19 protein-coding genes are annotated in these 15990 nt (G+C 71.0%); 12 read left to right on the top strand and 7 right to left on the bottom strand.

The genetic code is table 11. The annotated features are described in order from the left end of the window. The first annotated feature begins 39 nt into the window (after positions 1-39). The 3 genes from QE428_RS00525 to QE428_RS00515 are packed head-to-tail and all read left to right on the top strand — an operon-like array spanning position 40 to position 5719. A complete protein-coding gene (locus QE428_RS00525) occupies positions 40-726 on the top strand; it encodes a hypothetical protein (protein ID WP_307470578.1) in 687 nt (228 codons plus the stop codon). Then, the gene (locus tag QE428_RS00520) at positions 726-2309 is read left to right on the top strand and encodes a DNA polymerase Y family protein (RefSeq protein WP_307461901.1); all 1584 of its coding nucleotides are present in this window, start codon (positions 726-728) and stop codon (positions 2307-2309) included. The genes QE428_RS00525 and QE428_RS00520 overlap by 1 nt, the downstream gene beginning before the upstream one ends. After that, positions 2309-5719, top strand: coding sequence for an error-prone DNA polymerase (locus tag QE428_RS00515; protein ID WP_307461896.1), 3411 nt, complete (start codon positions 2309-2311; stop codon positions 5717-5719). Before QE428_RS00520 ends, QE428_RS00515 begins: the two co-directional genes overlap by 1 nt. A gap of 22 nt (positions 5720-5741) precedes the next feature. Here QE428_RS00515 and QE428_RS00510 read toward each other — a convergent pair whose 3' ends face one another. After that, a complete protein-coding gene (locus tag QE428_RS00510; protein ID WP_307461893.1) occupies positions 5742-6776 on the bottom strand; it encodes a GTP-binding protein in 1035 nt (344 codons plus the stop codon). A gap of 66 nt (positions 6777-6842) precedes the next feature. Here QE428_RS00510 and ykgO point away from each other — a divergent pair, with 66 nt between their 5' ends. Beyond that, positions 6843-6965 (top strand): type B 50S ribosomal protein L36, encoded by a 123-nt coding sequence (gene ykgO, locus QE428_RS00505; RefSeq protein WP_018188560.1) that lies wholly within the window; start codon positions 6843-6845, stop codon positions 6963-6965. A 164-nt stretch (positions 6966-7129) separates the two neighbouring features. On the opposite strand, the gene QE428_RS00500 is transcribed toward ykgO, so the two are convergent. Further along, positions 7130-8554: a PepSY domain-containing protein gene (locus QE428_RS00500; protein WP_307461884.1), complete on the bottom strand. Its 1425-nt coding sequence runs from the start codon at positions 8552-8554 to the stop codon at positions 7130-7132. Between the two features lie 98 nt (positions 8555-8652). Next, entirely contained in the window at positions 8653-9249 is a 597-nt protein-coding gene (locus QE428_RS00495; protein WP_307461881.1) for a hypothetical protein, read from the bottom strand. 116 nt (positions 9250-9365) lie between these two features. Here QE428_RS00495 and QE428_RS00490 point away from each other — a divergent pair, with 116 nt between their 5' ends. Next, positions 9366-9650: a hypothetical protein gene (locus QE428_RS00490; RefSeq protein WP_307461878.1), complete on the top strand. Its 285-nt coding sequence runs from the start codon at positions 9366-9368 to the stop codon at positions 9648-9650. Between the two features lie 106 nt (positions 9651-9756). After that, entirely contained in the window at positions 9757-10041 is a 285-nt protein-coding gene (locus tag QE428_RS00485; RefSeq protein ID WP_307461875.1) for a hypothetical protein, read from the top strand. Between the two features lie 85 nt (positions 10042-10126). On the opposite strand, the gene QE428_RS00480 is transcribed toward QE428_RS00485, so the two are convergent. Continuing rightward, the gene (locus tag QE428_RS00480; protein ID WP_091355320.1) at positions 10127-10408 is read right to left on the bottom strand and encodes a Fe-S cluster assembly protein HesB; all 282 of its coding nucleotides are present in this window, start codon (positions 10406-10408) and stop codon (positions 10127-10129) included. 190 nt (positions 10409-10598) lie between these two features. Here QE428_RS00480 and QE428_RS00475 point away from each other — a divergent pair, with 190 nt between their 5' ends. After that, on the top strand, positions 10599-11036 hold the full coding sequence (locus QE428_RS00475; RefSeq protein WP_307461869.1) for a hypothetical protein: 438 nt from the start codon (positions 10599-10601) through the stop codon (positions 11034-11036). A gap of 3 nt (positions 11037-11039) precedes the next feature. On the opposite strand, the gene QE428_RS00470 is transcribed toward QE428_RS00475, so the two are convergent. Continuing rightward, a complete protein-coding gene (locus QE428_RS00470; protein WP_307461866.1) occupies positions 11040-11930 on the bottom strand; it encodes an AraC family transcriptional regulator in 891 nt (296 codons plus the stop codon). A 120-nt stretch (positions 11931-12050) separates the two neighbouring features. On the opposite strand from QE428_RS00470, the gene QE428_RS00465 reads away from it, so the two are divergent. Next, positions 12051-12839, top strand: coding sequence for an SDR family NAD(P)-dependent oxidoreductase (locus tag QE428_RS00465; protein ID WP_020096879.1), 789 nt, complete (start codon positions 12051-12053; stop codon positions 12837-12839). Here the strand turns inward: QE428_RS00465 and QE428_RS00460 are convergent. Then, entirely contained in the window at positions 12791-13195 is a 405-nt protein-coding gene (locus tag QE428_RS00460; RefSeq protein ID WP_307461861.1) for a hypothetical protein, read from the bottom strand. The genes QE428_RS00465 and QE428_RS00460 overlap by 49 nt on opposite strands. On the opposite strand from QE428_RS00460, the gene QE428_RS00455 reads away from it, so the two are divergent. Both QE428_RS00455 and QE428_RS00450 read left to right on the top strand, forming a co-directional pair. Continuing rightward, positions 13194-13487 (top strand): hypothetical protein, encoded by a 294-nt coding sequence (locus QE428_RS00455; RefSeq protein ID WP_307461858.1) that lies wholly within the window; start codon positions 13194-13196, stop codon positions 13485-13487. The genes QE428_RS00460 and QE428_RS00455 overlap by 2 nt on opposite strands. 19 nt (positions 13488-13506) lie before the next feature. Further along, positions 13507-14403, top strand: coding sequence for a hypothetical protein (locus tag QE428_RS00450; RefSeq protein ID WP_307461855.1), 897 nt, complete (start codon positions 13507-13509; stop codon positions 14401-14403). A gap of 6 nt (positions 14404-14409) precedes the next feature. On the opposite strand, the gene QE428_RS00445 is transcribed toward QE428_RS00450, so the two are convergent. Then, positions 14410-15111 (bottom strand): hypothetical protein, encoded by a 702-nt coding sequence (locus QE428_RS00445; protein WP_307461853.1) that lies wholly within the window; start codon positions 15109-15111, stop codon positions 14410-14412. Between the two features lie 182 nt (positions 15112-15293). Here QE428_RS00445 and QE428_RS00440 point away from each other — a divergent pair, with 182 nt between their 5' ends. Further along, the gene (locus QE428_RS00440) at positions 15294-15572 is read left to right on the top strand and encodes a helix-turn-helix transcriptional regulator (RefSeq protein WP_091355304.1); all 279 of its coding nucleotides are present in this window, start codon (positions 15294-15296) and stop codon (positions 15570-15572) included. Beyond that, a complete protein-coding gene (locus QE428_RS00435) occupies positions 15569-15955 on the top strand; it encodes a VOC family protein (RefSeq protein ID WP_307461847.1) in 387 nt (128 codons plus the stop codon). Before QE428_RS00440 ends, QE428_RS00435 begins: the two co-directional genes overlap by 4 nt. Positions 15956-15990: the final 35 nt, after the last annotated feature.

Raw genomic sequence — 15990 nt, 5'->3', positions numbered from 1 at the left:
CTCGAACAAAGCTTCTACCATGTCGAGGTGAGATCCATCGTGCGCACCACCGCCACTGCCCAAGAGGTGCAGCGGCTGCGTGCGCAGATGGCGCAGATCCAGGGGCGAAAGCTCGATGCGCCGCCTCTTCCCACCCATCCTGCCCTGGCTGAGCTGCTGCCGGGCGGGGGACTGCGTCCCGGGTCGTCGTACGCGATCGGCGGCTCCATGTCGCTGCTGTTCGGTCTGCTTGCGCAACCGTCGCAGACCGGCAGCTGGTGCGGGGTGGTGGGGATGCCGGGGTTCGGCGCCGAAGCAGCCGAGAAGGCGGGCGTCGACCTGTCGCACCTCGTGCTGATCCCCGAGCCGGGTACGCGCTGGCTCGCCGTCACCGCGACGATCGCCGACGTGTTGCCGGTCGTCGCGGTGCGCCCGCCGAGCAGAGCGAAGGATGCCGAGATCTCGCGGCTTGCGGCCCGCATGCGCGAGCGCGGCGTCGTGCTGCTCGTGCAGGGGCCGTGGCCGCAGACCGAGGCGATGATCGATGTGACGGATGCCCGCTGGTCAGGCCTCGGCGACGGGTACGGCGTGCTGTCGGATCGAGAGCTGACCGTCACGGTCACGAGCCGGCGCTTTCCAGTGCCGCGGTCGTCCCGGATGCTGCTGCCCGCCCCCGATGGGGCGATCGCGGTGCGCGAGCAACCTGTCGCCCCCGTGGTCGACCTGCCGATGCGGGCGGTGAGCTGATGGATCCCGCGCTCGTCGACACCGGCACCGAGCCGGTCCGGAGCCTCGTCGTGTGGGTGCCCGACTGGCCGGTCGTCGCGCTCGCCCGCGAGGGGCTCGCCGAGGCCGAGCAGCCGATCGCCGTCTTCGCGAAGGGGATGGTCGCCGCGACCTCGCCGGCCGCACGCGCCGACGGGGTGCGGCGGGGGATGCGGCGCCGCGATGCGCAGGCGCGGTGCCCGCAGCTGAAGGTCGTCGACGCCGACGAGGCGCGCGACCATCGCACGTTCGCGCCGCTCATCGCCCGGCTCGAGGAGATCGCCCCCGGCGTGCAGCTGCGCGAGCCGGGACTGTGCGCGCTGCGGGTGAAGGGACCGGCCCGGTTCTACGGCGGCGAGGCGGGAGCTGCGACGGCGCTCACCGGCGCGCTCGCCGAGCTCGGCGTCCTCGACGTGCGGGCGGGGGTGGGCGACGGTCCGTTCACGGCGGAGCAGGCCGCCCGTACCACCGGTCCGCACGCCCCGATGCGGATCGTGCCGCCGGGGGCGGCGGCCGCGTTCCTCTCGCCGCTGCCGGTGACGGCGCTCGAGGACGAGTCGGTCGCGAGCCTGTTCGCGCGTCTCGGCATCCACACCCTCGGTCAGCTCGCCGCACTGCCGCCCGCGCGGCTCGTCGAACGCCTCGGCCCCCGCGGCGCGCGACTGCACGCGCTCGCGTCGGGGCTCGACTCGCAGCCCGTGCAGCCGCGCACGCCGCCGCCGGAGCTCGAGCGCGAGGTCAGCTTCGAGCCGCCGCTCGAGATCGCCGATCAGGTGGCGTTCGGCATCCGTCTCGCGGCGGAGCAGTTCATCTCGGGGCTCGGCGCCGTCGACCTCGTCTGCACCGAGCTGCGCGTCGCGCTGACGGGCGACCGCGGCGACCACAGTGAGCGGGTCTGGCTGCATCCCGGCGCGTTCGATGCCGCCGCGGTCGTCGACCGGGTGCGCTGGCAGCTCGCCGAGCGCGGGCTCCGGAGCGCGGTCGCGAAGGTGCGGATCGCGCCCGAGAAGGTGGACGCGGCATCCCATCACGTGACGGGTCTGTTCGGCTCGGGGCCGGAGGAGCGCGTGCACTCGGCGCTCTCGCGCGTGCAGGCGATGCTCGGGCACACCGGCGTCGTCACCCCGCAGGTCGGCGGCGGGCGCTGGCTCGCGGAGCGGCAGGTGCTCGTGCCGTGGGGCGATCGTGCCGTCATCGCCGAGCGGGCGCGGCCGTGGCCGGGGAGCCTCCCCGACCCGCTGCCGGCGACCGTGTTCCCCGAGCCGGTGCCCGTCGCCGTCATCGACCGCGACGACGACATGGTCGCCGTCGACGGCCGCGGCGAGCTGACGGCCGAGCCGGTCGCGCTGATCCTCCCCGGAGCGCCGGACGCATCGGGGGCGCGGAGGCCCCGGCATCCGCGTCGCATCGACTCGTGGGCAGGGCCGTGGCCCGTCATGGAGCGGGGGTGGGATGCCGCACGCGCCCGCCGCGCGCACCGGTTCCAGATCGTCGACGAGGCGCAGACGGCCTGGCTGCTGGTCTGCGAAGAGGGCGTCTGGCACGCCGAGGGCAGGTACGACTGATGGGCTGGGGCAACAACCCATCGGTCTCGTGGTCGGAGATGGAGCGGATCCTCAGCGACCGGCGGCGACCCGAGGGGGCGCCGGCGGGCACCGACGGCGGCGACAGTCCGGCGTGGTCGCACAAGCGCGGAAAGTACCGCACGCCCGAGATCGAGCGGCCGCTCGACGCGGTGCCGTACGCCGAACTGCACGCGCACTCGTCGTTCTCGTTCCTCGACGGGGCGTCCTCGCCCGAGGATCTCGTCGAAGAGGCGGAGCGCCTGGGCCTGCACGCCCTCGCGATCACCGACCACGACGGGTTCTACGGCATCGTCCGCTTCGCCGAGGCGGCCGAGCACCTGCAGCTGCAGACCGTCTTCGGGGCGGAGCTGTCGCTGGGGCTGCCCGGTCCGCAGAACGGCGAGCCCGATCCGCACGGGCGACACCTGCTCGTGCTCGCCCGCGGCGAGGAGGGGTACCACCGACTCGCCGCCGCGATCACGCACGCGCAGCTGGCGGGCGGTGAGAAGGGCCGCCCGGTCTACGACCTGCACGACCTCGCCGACCGGGCCGGCGGCCACTGGCAGGTGCTGAGCGGATGCCGCAAGGGCGCCGTCCGGCAGGCGCTCGCCGCCGACGGGCCGGCCGCCGCGGCGTACGAGCTCGACCGGCTCGTCGACCTGTTCGGGCCCGAGCGGGTCGACGTCGAACTCATCGATCACGGCGCACCGACGGACTCGCGCGACAACGACGTGCTGGCCGCGCTCGCCGCCGAGCGGGGGCTGCCGGTCGTCGCATCGAACAACGTGCACTACGCCGTGCCCGAGAAGGTGCACCTCGCGGCGGCGGTCGCGGCGGTGCGGGCGAACCGCGGGCTCGACGAGCTCGACGGATGGCTGCCCTCGCACGCGAGCGCGCACCTGCGCTCCGGCGCCGAGATGGCACGGCGGTTCCGGCGGTATCCCGGCGCGGTCGAGCGCACCGTCGAGCTCGCCGACGCGCTCGCGTTCCCGCTGCGACGCGCGAAGCCCGCGCTGCCGAAGATGGCGGTGCCCGAGGGGCACACGCCGATGACATGGCTGCGGCACCTGGTGTGGGAGGCCGTGCCCCGCAAGTATCCGGATGCCACCGACGCGAACCGCGCGCGCATCGAGAAGGAGCTCGGGGTCATCGAGCAGAAGGACTTCCCGGGGTACTTCCTCATCGTGCACGGCATCGTGCAGGAGGCGCGGCGCCGCGGCATCCTGTGTCAGGGGCGGGGGTCCGCCGCGAACAGTGCCGTCTGCTATCTGCTCGACATCACCGCGATCGACTCGATCTTCTACGATCTGCCGTTCGAGCGGTTCCTCTCGGCTCTCCGCGACGAGGAACCCGACATCGACGTCGACTTCGACTCGGACCGGCGCGAGGAGATCATCCAGTGGGTCTACGAGACGTACGGGCGTGAGCGCGCGGCGCAGGTCGCGAACGTCATCCAGTACCGGCCGAAGAACGCGATCCGCGACATGGCGAAGGCGCTCGGGCATTCGCCGGGGCAGCAGGACGCCTGGTCGAAGCAGGTCGAACGGTGGGGCGCGGCGCTCGACACCCCGCCCGATCACGACATCCCGGAGCGGGTGATCGCGTACGCGGGTGAGCTGTTGAAGGCGCCTCGACATCTCGGCATCCACTCCGGCGGCATGGTGCTGACCGATCGCCCCGTCGGGGAGGTCGTGCCGATCGAGCACGCGCGCATGGAGAACCGCACCGTCATCCAGTGGGATAAGGACGACGCTGCGTGGATGGGGCTCGTGAAGTTCGACCTGCTGGGGCTCGGGATGCTCGCCGCCCTGCAGTACTGCTTCGACATGATCGCGGCGGCGACGGGGGAGCAGTGGAGCCTTGATGCGATGCCGAAGGAAGAGGCCGCGGTCTACGACATGCTGTGCCGCGCCGACTCGATCGGGGTGTTCCAGGTCGAATCCCGCGCGCAGATGGGGCTGCTCCCGCGCCTGCAGCCGCGGAAGTTCTACGACCTCGTGGTCGAGATCGCCCTCATCCGGCCCGGGCCGATCCAGGGCGGCGCGGTGCACCCGTTCGTGCGACGCAAGCTCGGCGACGAGCCGATCACGTATGCGCACCCGAAGCTGAAGCCGGTGCTGGAGCGGACGCTCGGCATCCCGGTGTTCCAGGAGCAGCTCATGCAGATGGGCATGGCGATCGGCGATCTGTCGGGGGAAGATGCCGATCTGCTCCGCCGCGCGATGGGATCGAAGCGCGGGATCGAGCGGATCGATTCGCTGAAGAAGAAGCTGTACGAGGGGATGGAACGGAACGGCCTGACGGGTAAAGCCGCCGACGACATCTACGTGAAGATCCAGGCGTTCGCGAACTTCGGCTTCGCCGAGAGCCATTCGCTGTCGTTCGGGCTGCTCGTGTACGCGTCGTCGTGGCTGAAGCTGCACTACCCGGCGGCGTTCCTCGCCGCGCTGCTGCGCGCGCAGCCGATGGGCTTCTACTCGCCCGCGACCCTGACCGCCGACGCGCGGCGGCACGGGGTCGAGGTGCGCCGTCCCGACTTGCACGCGTCGGGGGTGGATGCCGGGCTGGAACCGGTAACGGAGGGCGAGACGCACCGCCGACCCCCGACGGGCCGGGACTCGTGCGCCGACCGCATCCAGCCGCCCGTGCCGGAGTTCGACCGGACGCTGTCGGACGAGTCCGCGGCGCACCGGCGCGACGGGAACTTCGCGGTGCGGTTGGGGCTCGCGTCGATCACGGGCATCGGCGTGCCGCTGGCGACGAAGATCGTGACGGAGCGGGAGGCATCCGGTCCGTACCGGGACCTGCGCGATCTCGTGCGGCGGACCGGCGCGACGGCGGCGCAGCTCGAGGCGATGTCGACGGCGGGCGCGTTCGAGAGCCTCGGGATCACGCGGCGTGAGGGCATCTGGTTGGCGGGGGATGCCGCGCAGGACCGGCAGGAGTTCCTCGCGGGCTCGCTGGTGTCGGTGCAGCCGCCGCTGTTCCCCGACCAGTCGAGCTACGACGTGCTCGCCGCAGACCTGTGGGCGACGGGGGTGTCGGCCGACGACCATCCGCTGACGCACTACCGGTCGCAGCTCGATGCGCGCGGGGTGATCACCTCGCGCGGCATGCGCGAGCACGAGGTCGGCCGGCGCATCGAGGTCGCGGGGTTGGTGACGCACCGGCAGCGGCCGGCGACGGCATCCGGGATCACGTTCCTCAACCTCGAGGACGAGCACGGCGTCATGAACGTGATCTGCTCGGTCGGGGTGTGGAACAGGTACCGCCGCATCCTGCGCGACAGCCCTGCGCTGATCGCGCGCGGCATGCTCGAGCGCTCGCCCGAGGGCGTGACGAACCTCGTCGCCGACGGGTTCGAGGACCTGCGGGTGGGGGTGACGCACCGGTCGAGGGACTTCCAGTGACCTGCCCGTCGCCGCCCCGGCATCAGTCGCCGCTGCGGGTGACCTGCCACATCGGGAACGGATCCTCGAAGGCCGCCCAGGCCGAGGGTCCTGCCGCCAGTTCGTCGTCGGTCAGCGCCGTCTCGTCCAGGGCAGCGCGCAGCGCGCGGTGATGCAGATCCAGCCCGATGATCGCGATGTCCTCGCCGACGGCCAGGAGCCCCTCGGCCTCCGGCATCCCGTCGTCCACCTGGACGGGTGAGAAGGCGATCATCGAGCCGACGTGGTCCCACTGCGCGACGATGTTCGAGCGGGTCGCGAAGCGACAGAAGCCCGCCGAACGGATGACCGAACCGAACTCCCCGCTCTCGATCCGCTCATCGAGCAGGGTCTGCAGGCGTCCGGGATGCAGCGGGCGCACGTTCTCGTATCGCAGCGCGCTGATCCGAGGGTCGGTCATGTGCGGCGCGAACTCTCCGTTCAGCAGCTGCACCCAGCCGGGTGCGTCCTGGTGGGAGCGGATCGGGATCGGTGCCGTGGGCAGCAGGTCGACGGCCGGCTGATTCAGGCGCAATCGCGCCGACGGGGCGAGGTGGCTGACCAGCGCCATCGTGATCGAAAGGTCCGGAGTCGACAGTCCCGACCAGTTCACGAGCACGATCGTCGAGGCGTACTCGAGCTGTTGCACCGTGAGCAGCGCGTGAGCCGTGTAGCGGGTGCGCGGCATCCCGCTCTCGTCGACCTCGGCAGATCCCGCGTAGGTCTCGCATCGGAGGTCGTCGAGCAGATGCGGCGCATCGACGACGCACACGACGCCGCGCAGGCGCACCCCGCTGCCGCGCTCCGCGAGTGTCCCGATGACGTCGAGGATCGAGGCGTCGGACGGGAACTCCGCGACGACACCACTCCCGACGTCGAGCCACGGGAGGATCGCTGCAGCGCTCGACGCCGGGTCCTGCGGAGCGAGTCGGGATGCCGCGAGGAGCGGCCTCGACGTCGCGCGATTCAACTGGGCCGCGTAGCGCGCCCGCTCGGGACCGCATGCTCCCATCACGGCGATCACGTCCGTCTCGATCATCCGACACCTCATTCCATCCCGGCGTGTGTAGCCTTGATGATAACCGTTCTCAATTAGGAGTGTGTCATGAAGGTTCGAGCGTCCCTGAAATCCCTGAAGAAGCAACCCGGCGCACAGGTCGTCCGTCGTCGCGGCCGCGTTTTCGTCATCAACAAGCTCAACCCGCGGTTCAAGGGCCGTCAGGGCTGACGCTCTCGGCGGGGTGTGCGCGCTGGCCGAATCACCACCCACGGTGCCGAACCACCACCGAATCGCGTGCCGTCGAGTGGTGACTCGGCACTCCGGTGGTGATTCGGCGCGGGAGGAGGGTGCGGCGGCCGCCGGCGCGCGGCGGCTCAGGCGTGCGCGGCGGGTCAGGCGGGCGCGTCGCTCGTACGCGTCGCGGCGCGCCGCCGCTGCACGGCGTCGACGATCACATCCAACACGACGAACGCGGCGAGGGTCCAGCCGACCAGCGGAAGCGCGAGGCCGATCAGCACGCCGCCCACGACGACGGCGGTGACACCCCACCACGGGGCACCGTCGAGCACGCCGCGGCGGGGCGGCATCCCGACCCGTGCGGTCTTGGTGGGACGGCGCTTCACCCACATGACGTAGCCGAGAACGACCATCCCGCCGATCGCGACGGCGAGCAGGAACATCACGATCTGGTTCGCGAGGCCGAACATCGTTCCCATATGGATCGAGACGCCCCATGATGCGAGCTTGGCCGGGAGCGAGAAGTCGGCGAAGTCGACGCGGTCGACGGGCTGCAGCGTCGCGCCGTCGATCGCGACGGCGTCGAGGTGGCCCGGGAAGCCGCGGTCGATCTCCTGCACCTTCCACGCCTGATCGGCGGCGGCGGGCGGCGTGATCTGCACGAGGTCGGTGTCGATGTTGACCTCCCGGGCCGCCGCGAGCACGTCGTCGAACGTGTTCGGGTCGACGGTGAGAGCAGCGGATGCCGCACCGTGCCCCGCGTGCTCGTCCCCGCCGCCGGCGGCTCCGCCGAGGCTCGTCGAGACGGCGGGCGTGGTCCAGTCGAGGGCGGCGCGCAGGTTCGTGACGTTCTGTCCGCCGTAGGTCGACCAGGTGATGCCCGTCGCCGAGAGGAACACCGCGCCGAGCGCGATCCAGATGCCGACGGACGTGTGCCAGCTGAAGAAGCGGCGATATCCGGTGTGCTTCCGGGCCGGCCGGATGAAGTCCTTCTTCGTCCGCGCCGTGCGGATGCGGATGACCCACATGACGACGCCGGCGATGACGACGATGCCGAGCCAGGATGCCGCGAGCTCGCTGTACAGGCGGCCGGGGTCGCCGAGCCCGAGACTCCGGTGGATGTTGCTGATCGCGGTGCGCAGCGGCAGCGACCCGCTCGTCCCGTAGACGGTCTCGTCGCCGCGGATCTCGCCGGTGCCGGGATCAACGAACACGGCGCGCGACTCGCTCTCGCCGAGACCGTCCTGCGCGAACATGACGCGCGTCGTGTCGCCGGGCTCGGGAGCGGGGCGGACGGCCGACAGCGTGGCGGCGTCGCCGACGTGCGCCTCGGCGACCTCGACCTGCTGGCCGAGGCTGAGCTGCGTGTCCGTGACCGGCGCGTGCAGCTGTCGCGCGTACACGGTCTGCTCGATCGTCGGTGACAGGGCGTAGAGGGCGCCGCTGAGCGCGGCGACGAGGATGAACGGTCCGACGAGGATGCCGGCGTAGAAGTGCAGGCGTACGAGGAAGGCGCCGAACCAGCCCGGGCGTCGGGCGGGTCGGGCGGTGGCGGGTGGGGTGGGCAGGGTGGCGGTCATGATTGCTTTCGAGAAGAAGGGTGCGGCAAGAGGGCGCGCCGATGACACGGCGCGGCGCACCGCGGCATCCCTCGTCGAGAGCGGACCGGCGGCGCGCGTCAGATCGCGAGTGCGCGCGGGGGACCGCGGCCGGCCGCGACACGGACGGCGACCGATCGCAGCACCGGGACGTCAGCGGACGCGGGTGCCGGAGTCGGACGGTCGACGGCCTCGAGAGCGAGGACGGCGGTGAGGATGCGGCGGCGCACCCACCGGGCGATCTCGGCCGCGACGGCGATCAGGCGCTGCGCCGCGCGCTCGCCGCGGTGCAGCAGCGCGACCGTGAGGACGGCGGCGAGCCCGTGCATGGCCCACATGAGCGGATCGGCGCAGATCGCCGCGGCGGTGCCCCCGGCATCCGTCATCAGGGGCATCCCGTGCTGGTGCGGCGTCGCCGACGGGGTGATCGTGCCGAGCACGAAGAGGGTGTGGAACAGCAGCTGGCTGCCGGTGACCGCGAGCGCCAGGCGGGGGAGCGACAGGCGTCGCCCTGCTAGGGCCGTGCAGACGAAGAGCGACAGGGCGAAGGGGACGGCGATGCCGAGCCAGCCGGGGACCTGACCGCCGCCGGCGACGTGCGACAACAGTGCCGCCCAGGTGGCGACGGATGCCGCGAGTGCACCGCGAGCGACGCGGGAGACTCGGGACGGACGCACGGCTCCATTGTGACAGGGGCAGGCGCCCTTGCGAGGTGGACCGCGCTGCGCAAGCCCTGGGGAGAAGCCGAGGCGCGCGATTACCGTGAGAGGACTTTCACCGGTCGGAGGACATCATGACGAACCAGGCGCAGCGGAACGACGCGGTCCAGCGCAAGCAGATGGGCTCGGGCGCGTTCATCGCGATCTTCATGAGCCTCGTGTTCCTCGTCGTCGCGGCGGGTTTCGCGATCCTCGGAGTGCTGTTCATCACGAACCCGATGCCGGTCATCGTCCTCGGGGTGCTGATGCTGATAGGCGCCGTTGCGGTGCTGCTCCTGTCGGGTGCGTGCATCGCGGCGTCGGTCCGGGCACTGCGGGCGCCGACGAAGGCTAAGCAGCGCGTCGAGCGCATGGCCTGACGCGCGCGGAGCGACGTGCCATGATCGTCGCCTGCTGGCTGAGATCTTCGAGGTACTCGGCGACGCGCTCGTGGCCGTCGGCGATGCTCGGCGGGGTCCGCGGCACGTGCACAGCCGGATCCGGCTGACACGCGGCGAGATCGAGGGTCTGTCGTCGCGGGAGGACGTGGGCGGGGAGGTGGCGATCGACCATCGCACGATCGCCATCAACGACGTGACCCTCACGGGCGTCGCCATCGCGCCGCAGCCGCTTCGCATGTCGTACCTCGACGACATTCAGCAGGGAGCTCAGGTGGTCCGCATCGAGTTCGACGGCGGCGCCGCCGAGTGGACCATCCCCGAATCGACCAACCTCCGAAAGCTGCAGAAGCGCATCGGCGCCTCGTTCTGAGACGCGGGATGCCGGGCGCATCAGGCCCCTGAACGCACGAAAGCCCCGGACCACTCGGGTCCGAGACTTTCGAGAAGCGTCTGTGTCAGACGGCCTGCGCGAGCGCGAAGCCGACCGATCCGTCCTCTTCGAGACGGGCGTCGAGGATGCGGTCGTCGAGCGCGACGCTCGCCGTCGGCGCGACGAACACGCGGGCTCCGTCGCTCTCGACGATGGTGTCGCCGTCGGCCGGAGCGGGAGCGAGGGACAGTGCGTACCCGTTCTGCGGGTCTGCGGCCTCGGCGATCCGGAGTCCACCGGTCTCGGTGGGGATCTGGGTGGCGAGGCTCTTGACGGCGGTGCTGGCGTTCTCGGTGAGAGTGAGCATGATGCTCCCTTCCGTGGATTGCGGGCGTGAGCGGGCAACGATGCCGAGAATCGGATGCCGCCGCAACCGCTGACACACCATTGCCGCGCACTCACACGGCTTACGGAGGTTCAGACGTCATCCCCGCGGCGTACCCCGGATCATCATGCGCGCCGATTCGCCCGTGAGGCCGCGCGGCTTGACTCGAGTCATGACCCACACTCGTCTCCGTCTCGCTGCGGCCGCCGGCCTCGTCGCCCCTCTGCTCGTGCTCGCGCTCGCCGCCTGCAACCCGATGGACACTCTCGAGAAGGTGCACTCCGAAGAGTTCGCCGATCGCGCCGCCGCCGCGGAGGGGTGGGTCGGTGTCGAGATGCCCGCGTGGATCCCCGCAGGCGCGACGTCCGTGAAGAACACCGCGACGACCAACGAGACCAACGCCGTCATCGCTGTCGAGGGCGGAGAACTCGAGGACTGCGCCGAGATGGACCGCCGTGGTCTGCCTTTCGACAGCCGCTACGGCAGCCTCGGTGAGCCGCTGCCGGCGACCGTGTTCGTCTGCGGACCGTACGAGGTCGTGAGGACCGACGCCGGCTGGCTGGGCTGGTTCAATGCGACCGAGAAGGGGCAGACGCCCGCCGATGCGTGAACGTCAGCTCGCCCGCATCCGCTCCCGCAGGTCGGTCGCGTCGGATGCCGGGGAGCGTCCGTACGCGGAGCGGTAGTCGCGCGAGAAGTGCGATGCGCTGACGTACCCGACGGCGGCGCCGGCCTGCGCGGCGGTGTCGCCGTCGGTGATCAGCAGGCGTCGTGCCTCGCCGAGGCGCAGCCGCTTGAGGTACCGCATGGGCGTGAGGCCGGTGAGTTCGCGGAAGCGACGGCTCACCGTGGTCGGGCTGGCGCCGACGGATGCCGCGATCGCGTCGAGTGTCCATGGCTCGGCCAGCCGGTGGGTCAATGTCGTGATCACGGCGGTGACGATGTCGGCGTTCGCGTGGGTCGCCGCGGCGAGCACGCGCGCGGCCTGGTCGCTCTGCAGGAGGCGGACGATGAGCTCGCGGTTTAGAAGCGGCGCGAGGACGCTGGCTTCGGCGGGGGCGTCGAGGAGCGCGAGCATCCGATCGACGACGTCGGCGATCTCCGCCGTCATGGTGCCGAGCCGCTCTGGCGCTTCGGGCACGGCGGGCAGCGGTAATTGTCCGGCGATCTCGGCGACGACGGCGGGGTCGATCCGCCAGTTGACGGAGACGAAGTCGCCCGCCGGCCCGGTCTCGGTCACACGGGCGAACAGGGGCAGGTCGACGGGCGTGATGAGGAAGCGCCCGGGACCCCATTCCTCACCCGCCGCGGAGTCGTCGCCCGACACCTTGCGCCCCGCGAGGACGACCGAGACGCACGGCTTGTACTGCACGAACATCGTCGGGCTCGGCTGGGTCGTACGACCCAGAATCAGCCCGAGCGACCCGGCCGCGGCGACGCGGTCGATGTGCCGCCGCACGCGGTCCGCGGCGCGGTCGAGGCTCGTCCGGGTCCGCTCGTCCATGTGCCCATTGAAGCGGATGCCGGGCCTCCCGGCTCGGGCAGGGTCGCCGTGACCGGGAACCGGCAAGCATCCGACCGGATCAGGCAACCCGGTCGGGCGCCGGTCCGTCACGGTGGAGGAATGACCACGAACCTCCTCACCCTTCCTCGCGACCAGCGCCTCGCCGGTCGCACCGCCATCGTCACCGGATCCTCGAGCGGCATCGGCGAGGCGATCGCCCATGTGCTCGCCGCGTCGGGCGCGCACGTCGTCGTCCACGGTCGCGACGTCGGTCGTGCCGAAGCCGTGGCCGCGGCCATCGCGGACGGCGGGGGCGCGGCATCCGTCGTCACGGGCGACCTGGCCGACAGTCCCGCCGCCGCGCGGGCGTTCGCGGCGCAGGCGACCGAGGCGTTGGGCGGCCGTGTCGACGTGCTCGTGAACAATGCGGGGATCTTCCCGATCGGTCCGACGCCGGATCTGTCGGACGACGACGTGGCCGCACTCCTCGCGACGAACGTGCGCGTGCCGCACGACCTGGTGGGCGCGCTCGCTCCCGGGATGGTCGCGCAGGGGTCGGGCGTCATCGTGAACATCACCTCGTGGATGGCGCACATCGGCACGCCCAACGTCGGTTTGTATCCGGCGACGAAGGCGGCGCTCGAGCATCTGACGCAGGCGTGGGCGGCGGAGTTCGGGCCCCGCGGCGTGCGGGTCAATGCCGTCGCGCCGGGCGCGATCCTGACCCCCGGCAACGCGGCGGCGCTCGAGATCCTGAAGATGATGACGGCGGTCTCGCCGGCGGGGGAGCCGGGGCGGCCGATCGACATCGCGCACGCCGTGCGCTTTCTCGCGTCGGACGAGTCCGCGTACGTGCACGGTCAGGTGGTCAGCATCGACGGCGGGATCGTGGCGGCGCGGGTGGGGTGATCGGCGGTGCGGTCGTCGGCGGCCCGCCGCGGGTGAGATGGTTGTCCTGTCGACGAGACGGAGGACACCGTGGCACGCAAGACGACTCTGGTGGCGGGTGCGCTGGCGATCGCGGCGCTGATGCTGGCGGGGTGCGCTCCCGAGCCGTCCCCGACGCCGACCGCCTCATCGCCGTCGCCGCGTGCGTCGTCGCCGAGCCCGACGGTTCCCAGCCCGACGCCGAGCGGTACACCGACGCCGGGGACCCCGAGTCCGGGCGTCTCGCCGACGACGCCGCCGGCCGGTCCGCCCGCGACGCGTCCCGTCGAACCCCCGAACGGCACCGATCCGGATGGCGATCCGGATGCCGCGGGCATGACCGCAGGCCAGGCCGGAACGCTGTGCGCCAAGGAGCACCGCACGGGTCAGAGCGCGGGTGACACGCAGATCGGCCAGCCGACCGTGTACGAGCGGTCCGCCTCGCCGCACTGGTATGTCACGATCCTCGCCGAGAACGAGTTCGGCCAGTACTACCAGGAGTGCGTGCTCGGCGGGCCCGAGAGCAACCCGGAGTGGTCGCTGACGCAGGGCACGCCGAAGGATCAGATGACGAAGGCGCACATCCAGCAGATGCGCACGCAGAACGAAGAGTTCGACGCCGACCACTGACGGCCGGATACGGTGAGGCATGGCCATCACCGTTTTCCCGCCGCGCGACTTCGCCCTCGACGGGCAGCGATGCCGCGTCCACGTCTACGACGTCGTGACCGGCACCGACCGGGTCATCTTCGAGACCGATGAGGTCCTGCTCGAGGCGCCGAACTGGGCGCCGGAAGGTCTGCTGCTGAACGGCGGCGGGCTGCTGTGGTCCATCGACGCGGATGCCGGCGGTGCTGACTTCGTCGAAGTGCCGTTCACCGGCATCCCGCCCATCAACAACGACCATGTGCTCGTGCCGAAGTCGGGCGACATCCTGTTGTCCGCGAATGACGGACAGATCTACCGGGCGCCGCGGACCGGCGGTGAGGGCGTGCGGATCACGAATCCGGACGACCCGTTCATGCACTTCCTGCACGGGGTGAGCCCGGATGGCGCGTGGATCGCGTACACGGCGCTCTCGATCGAGGACGGCGAGGTGCTGTCGGCCGACCTGCGGACCGCGCGGATCGACGGGTCGGAGGATGTGCCGTTGACGACGGGTCAGGTCGCCGACGGCAGCGAGTGGTCGCCGGGCGGATCGTGGATCTACCTGAACACCGAGGAGTTCTCCCAGACGCCGGGGCATGCGCAGATCGCGCGGATGCGGCGCGACCGTTCCGGGCTCGAGCAGCTGACGTTCGACGACCGGGTGAACTGGTTTCCGCACCCGTCGCCGACCGGGCGGGACGCGGTCTACATCAGCTTCCCACCGGAGACGCAGGGGCACCCGGCCGACCTCGAGGTCGAGCTGCGTCTCGTGCGGAACGGGCATTGGCACCACCCTGAGACCGTCGCGACGGTGTTCGGCGGACAGGGCACGATCAACGTGAACAGCTGGACATCGGACGGGTCGCGGTTCGCGTACGTCGACTATCCGGTGGGGTGAGCGAGCTCACTCGACGGGAAGCTCGAGGAACCGCGGCTTGAGCGGGATGACATCGCCGGGGTGAAGGACGGGTGTCTCGGCGGTCCCAGTGAGTGACCACATGAAGTAATAGTCGAAGCAGAATCGGTCCCGGATGCCCCGCCAGGTGTCGTTCGCGGCGACGGTGTAGTCGACGAGGTCGCCCGCGGCATCTGTCCGGACATCGCCCGTCGCGCCCCGAGCGGCGCCCGTGTCGCGTGGCGTGCCCTGAACGCTCGCCCGATACGTCTCGTCCGACTCGTCGTCGGCCCACCAGCTGATCGAGGCGACGAGCGGATTGTCGTTCATGGAGACCGGGCATGCGGGAAAGTTGTACCCCGAGGCTCGGCGCGCGTCGTCGTACGACTCCGGCTGGAGGGCGATGTATTCGTCTGCGATGAGCTCGTCGATGTGGTTGTCCGTGCGCAGCTCGTCCTCGTCGAGGCAGAAACGAGCGGCGATGTCATGGAACGTGTCGTTGTACGCGACGGCATAGACAGTGGCGAGGCCGTTCGCGTCCTCCTCGTAGACGTCGCCGTTCGCACCGCTGCGCGGGCCGAGGTCATCGCGCGCCTGGGAGGATGCGCAGGCTTCGGGAAGAGGGACCGGCGCCGGGACCGGATCAGTCTCCTCGACAGTCTCGGTCTCCACGGTCGGCGCGGGCGGCGGAGAGGGTTCGGCGGTGTTCACGGTGCAGCCGGCGAGCGATGCAACTCCGAGGACAGCCAAGAGCGCGGTCGTGCTTCTCGCTGATGCGCAGCGCCGTCCTGACGTGGTCGGGAAAGCGCTCATCCCCGCAGGCTATCGACGAGGGGTGCCACTCACCAGTCGCAGTCTTGATAGGCAAGTAGGTACTTGCCTATACTCGCGGCATGGGCGACGTGTTCAAGGCTCTCGCCGACGAGACGCGTCGGATGATTCTCGACGACCTCGCCGAGCGCGACGGGCAGACGCTCTTCGAGCTGTGCGTGCGGCTGGCCGATCGCGGCGTGACGCACTCGCGGCAGGCGGTGTCGCAGCATCTGGCGGTCCTCGAAGAGGCGGGCCTCGTGCACAGTGAGCGTCGCGGCAAGTTCAAGTTCCACACGATCGACACCCGGCCGCTCGCTCAGATCTCGGAGCGCTGGCCCCTTCCCGAAGGAGAGTCATGAAGATCCAGACCGTGAGCGTGTTCGTCGACGACCAGCAGCGCGCGCTCGAGTTCTACACCGAGAAGCTCGGCTTCGCCGTGGCCGCGGACGTCCCAATGGGCGAGTTCCGGTGGCTGACGGTCGTCGACCCCGCGGCGCCCGAGGGTACCCAGCTGTCGCTGGAGCCCAAGGCCCACCCTGCGGTGCCGCCGTTCGCCGACGCGCTGCTCGAGGACGGGATCCCGTTCTTCGTGCTCGGTGTCGACGACGTGCCGGCCGAGTACGAGCGGCTGCAGGGGCTCGGGGTCGAGTTCACGCAGGCGCCGATCGATCACGGACCGGTGACCACCGCGGTGCTCAGCGATACGGTCGGGAACCTGCTGCAGATCGCTGCGTTCGCCTGAGGGGCGGAGCGCGCGGGCGTGGGGCTGTGTGGGTC

The sequence above is a fragment of the Microbacterium sp. SORGH_AS_0505 genome (assembly GCF_030818715.1).
GTDB lineage: Bacteria > Actinomycetota > Actinomycetes > Actinomycetales > Microbacteriaceae > Microbacterium.
This window is presented reverse-complemented; position numbering and strand designations above follow the sequence as displayed.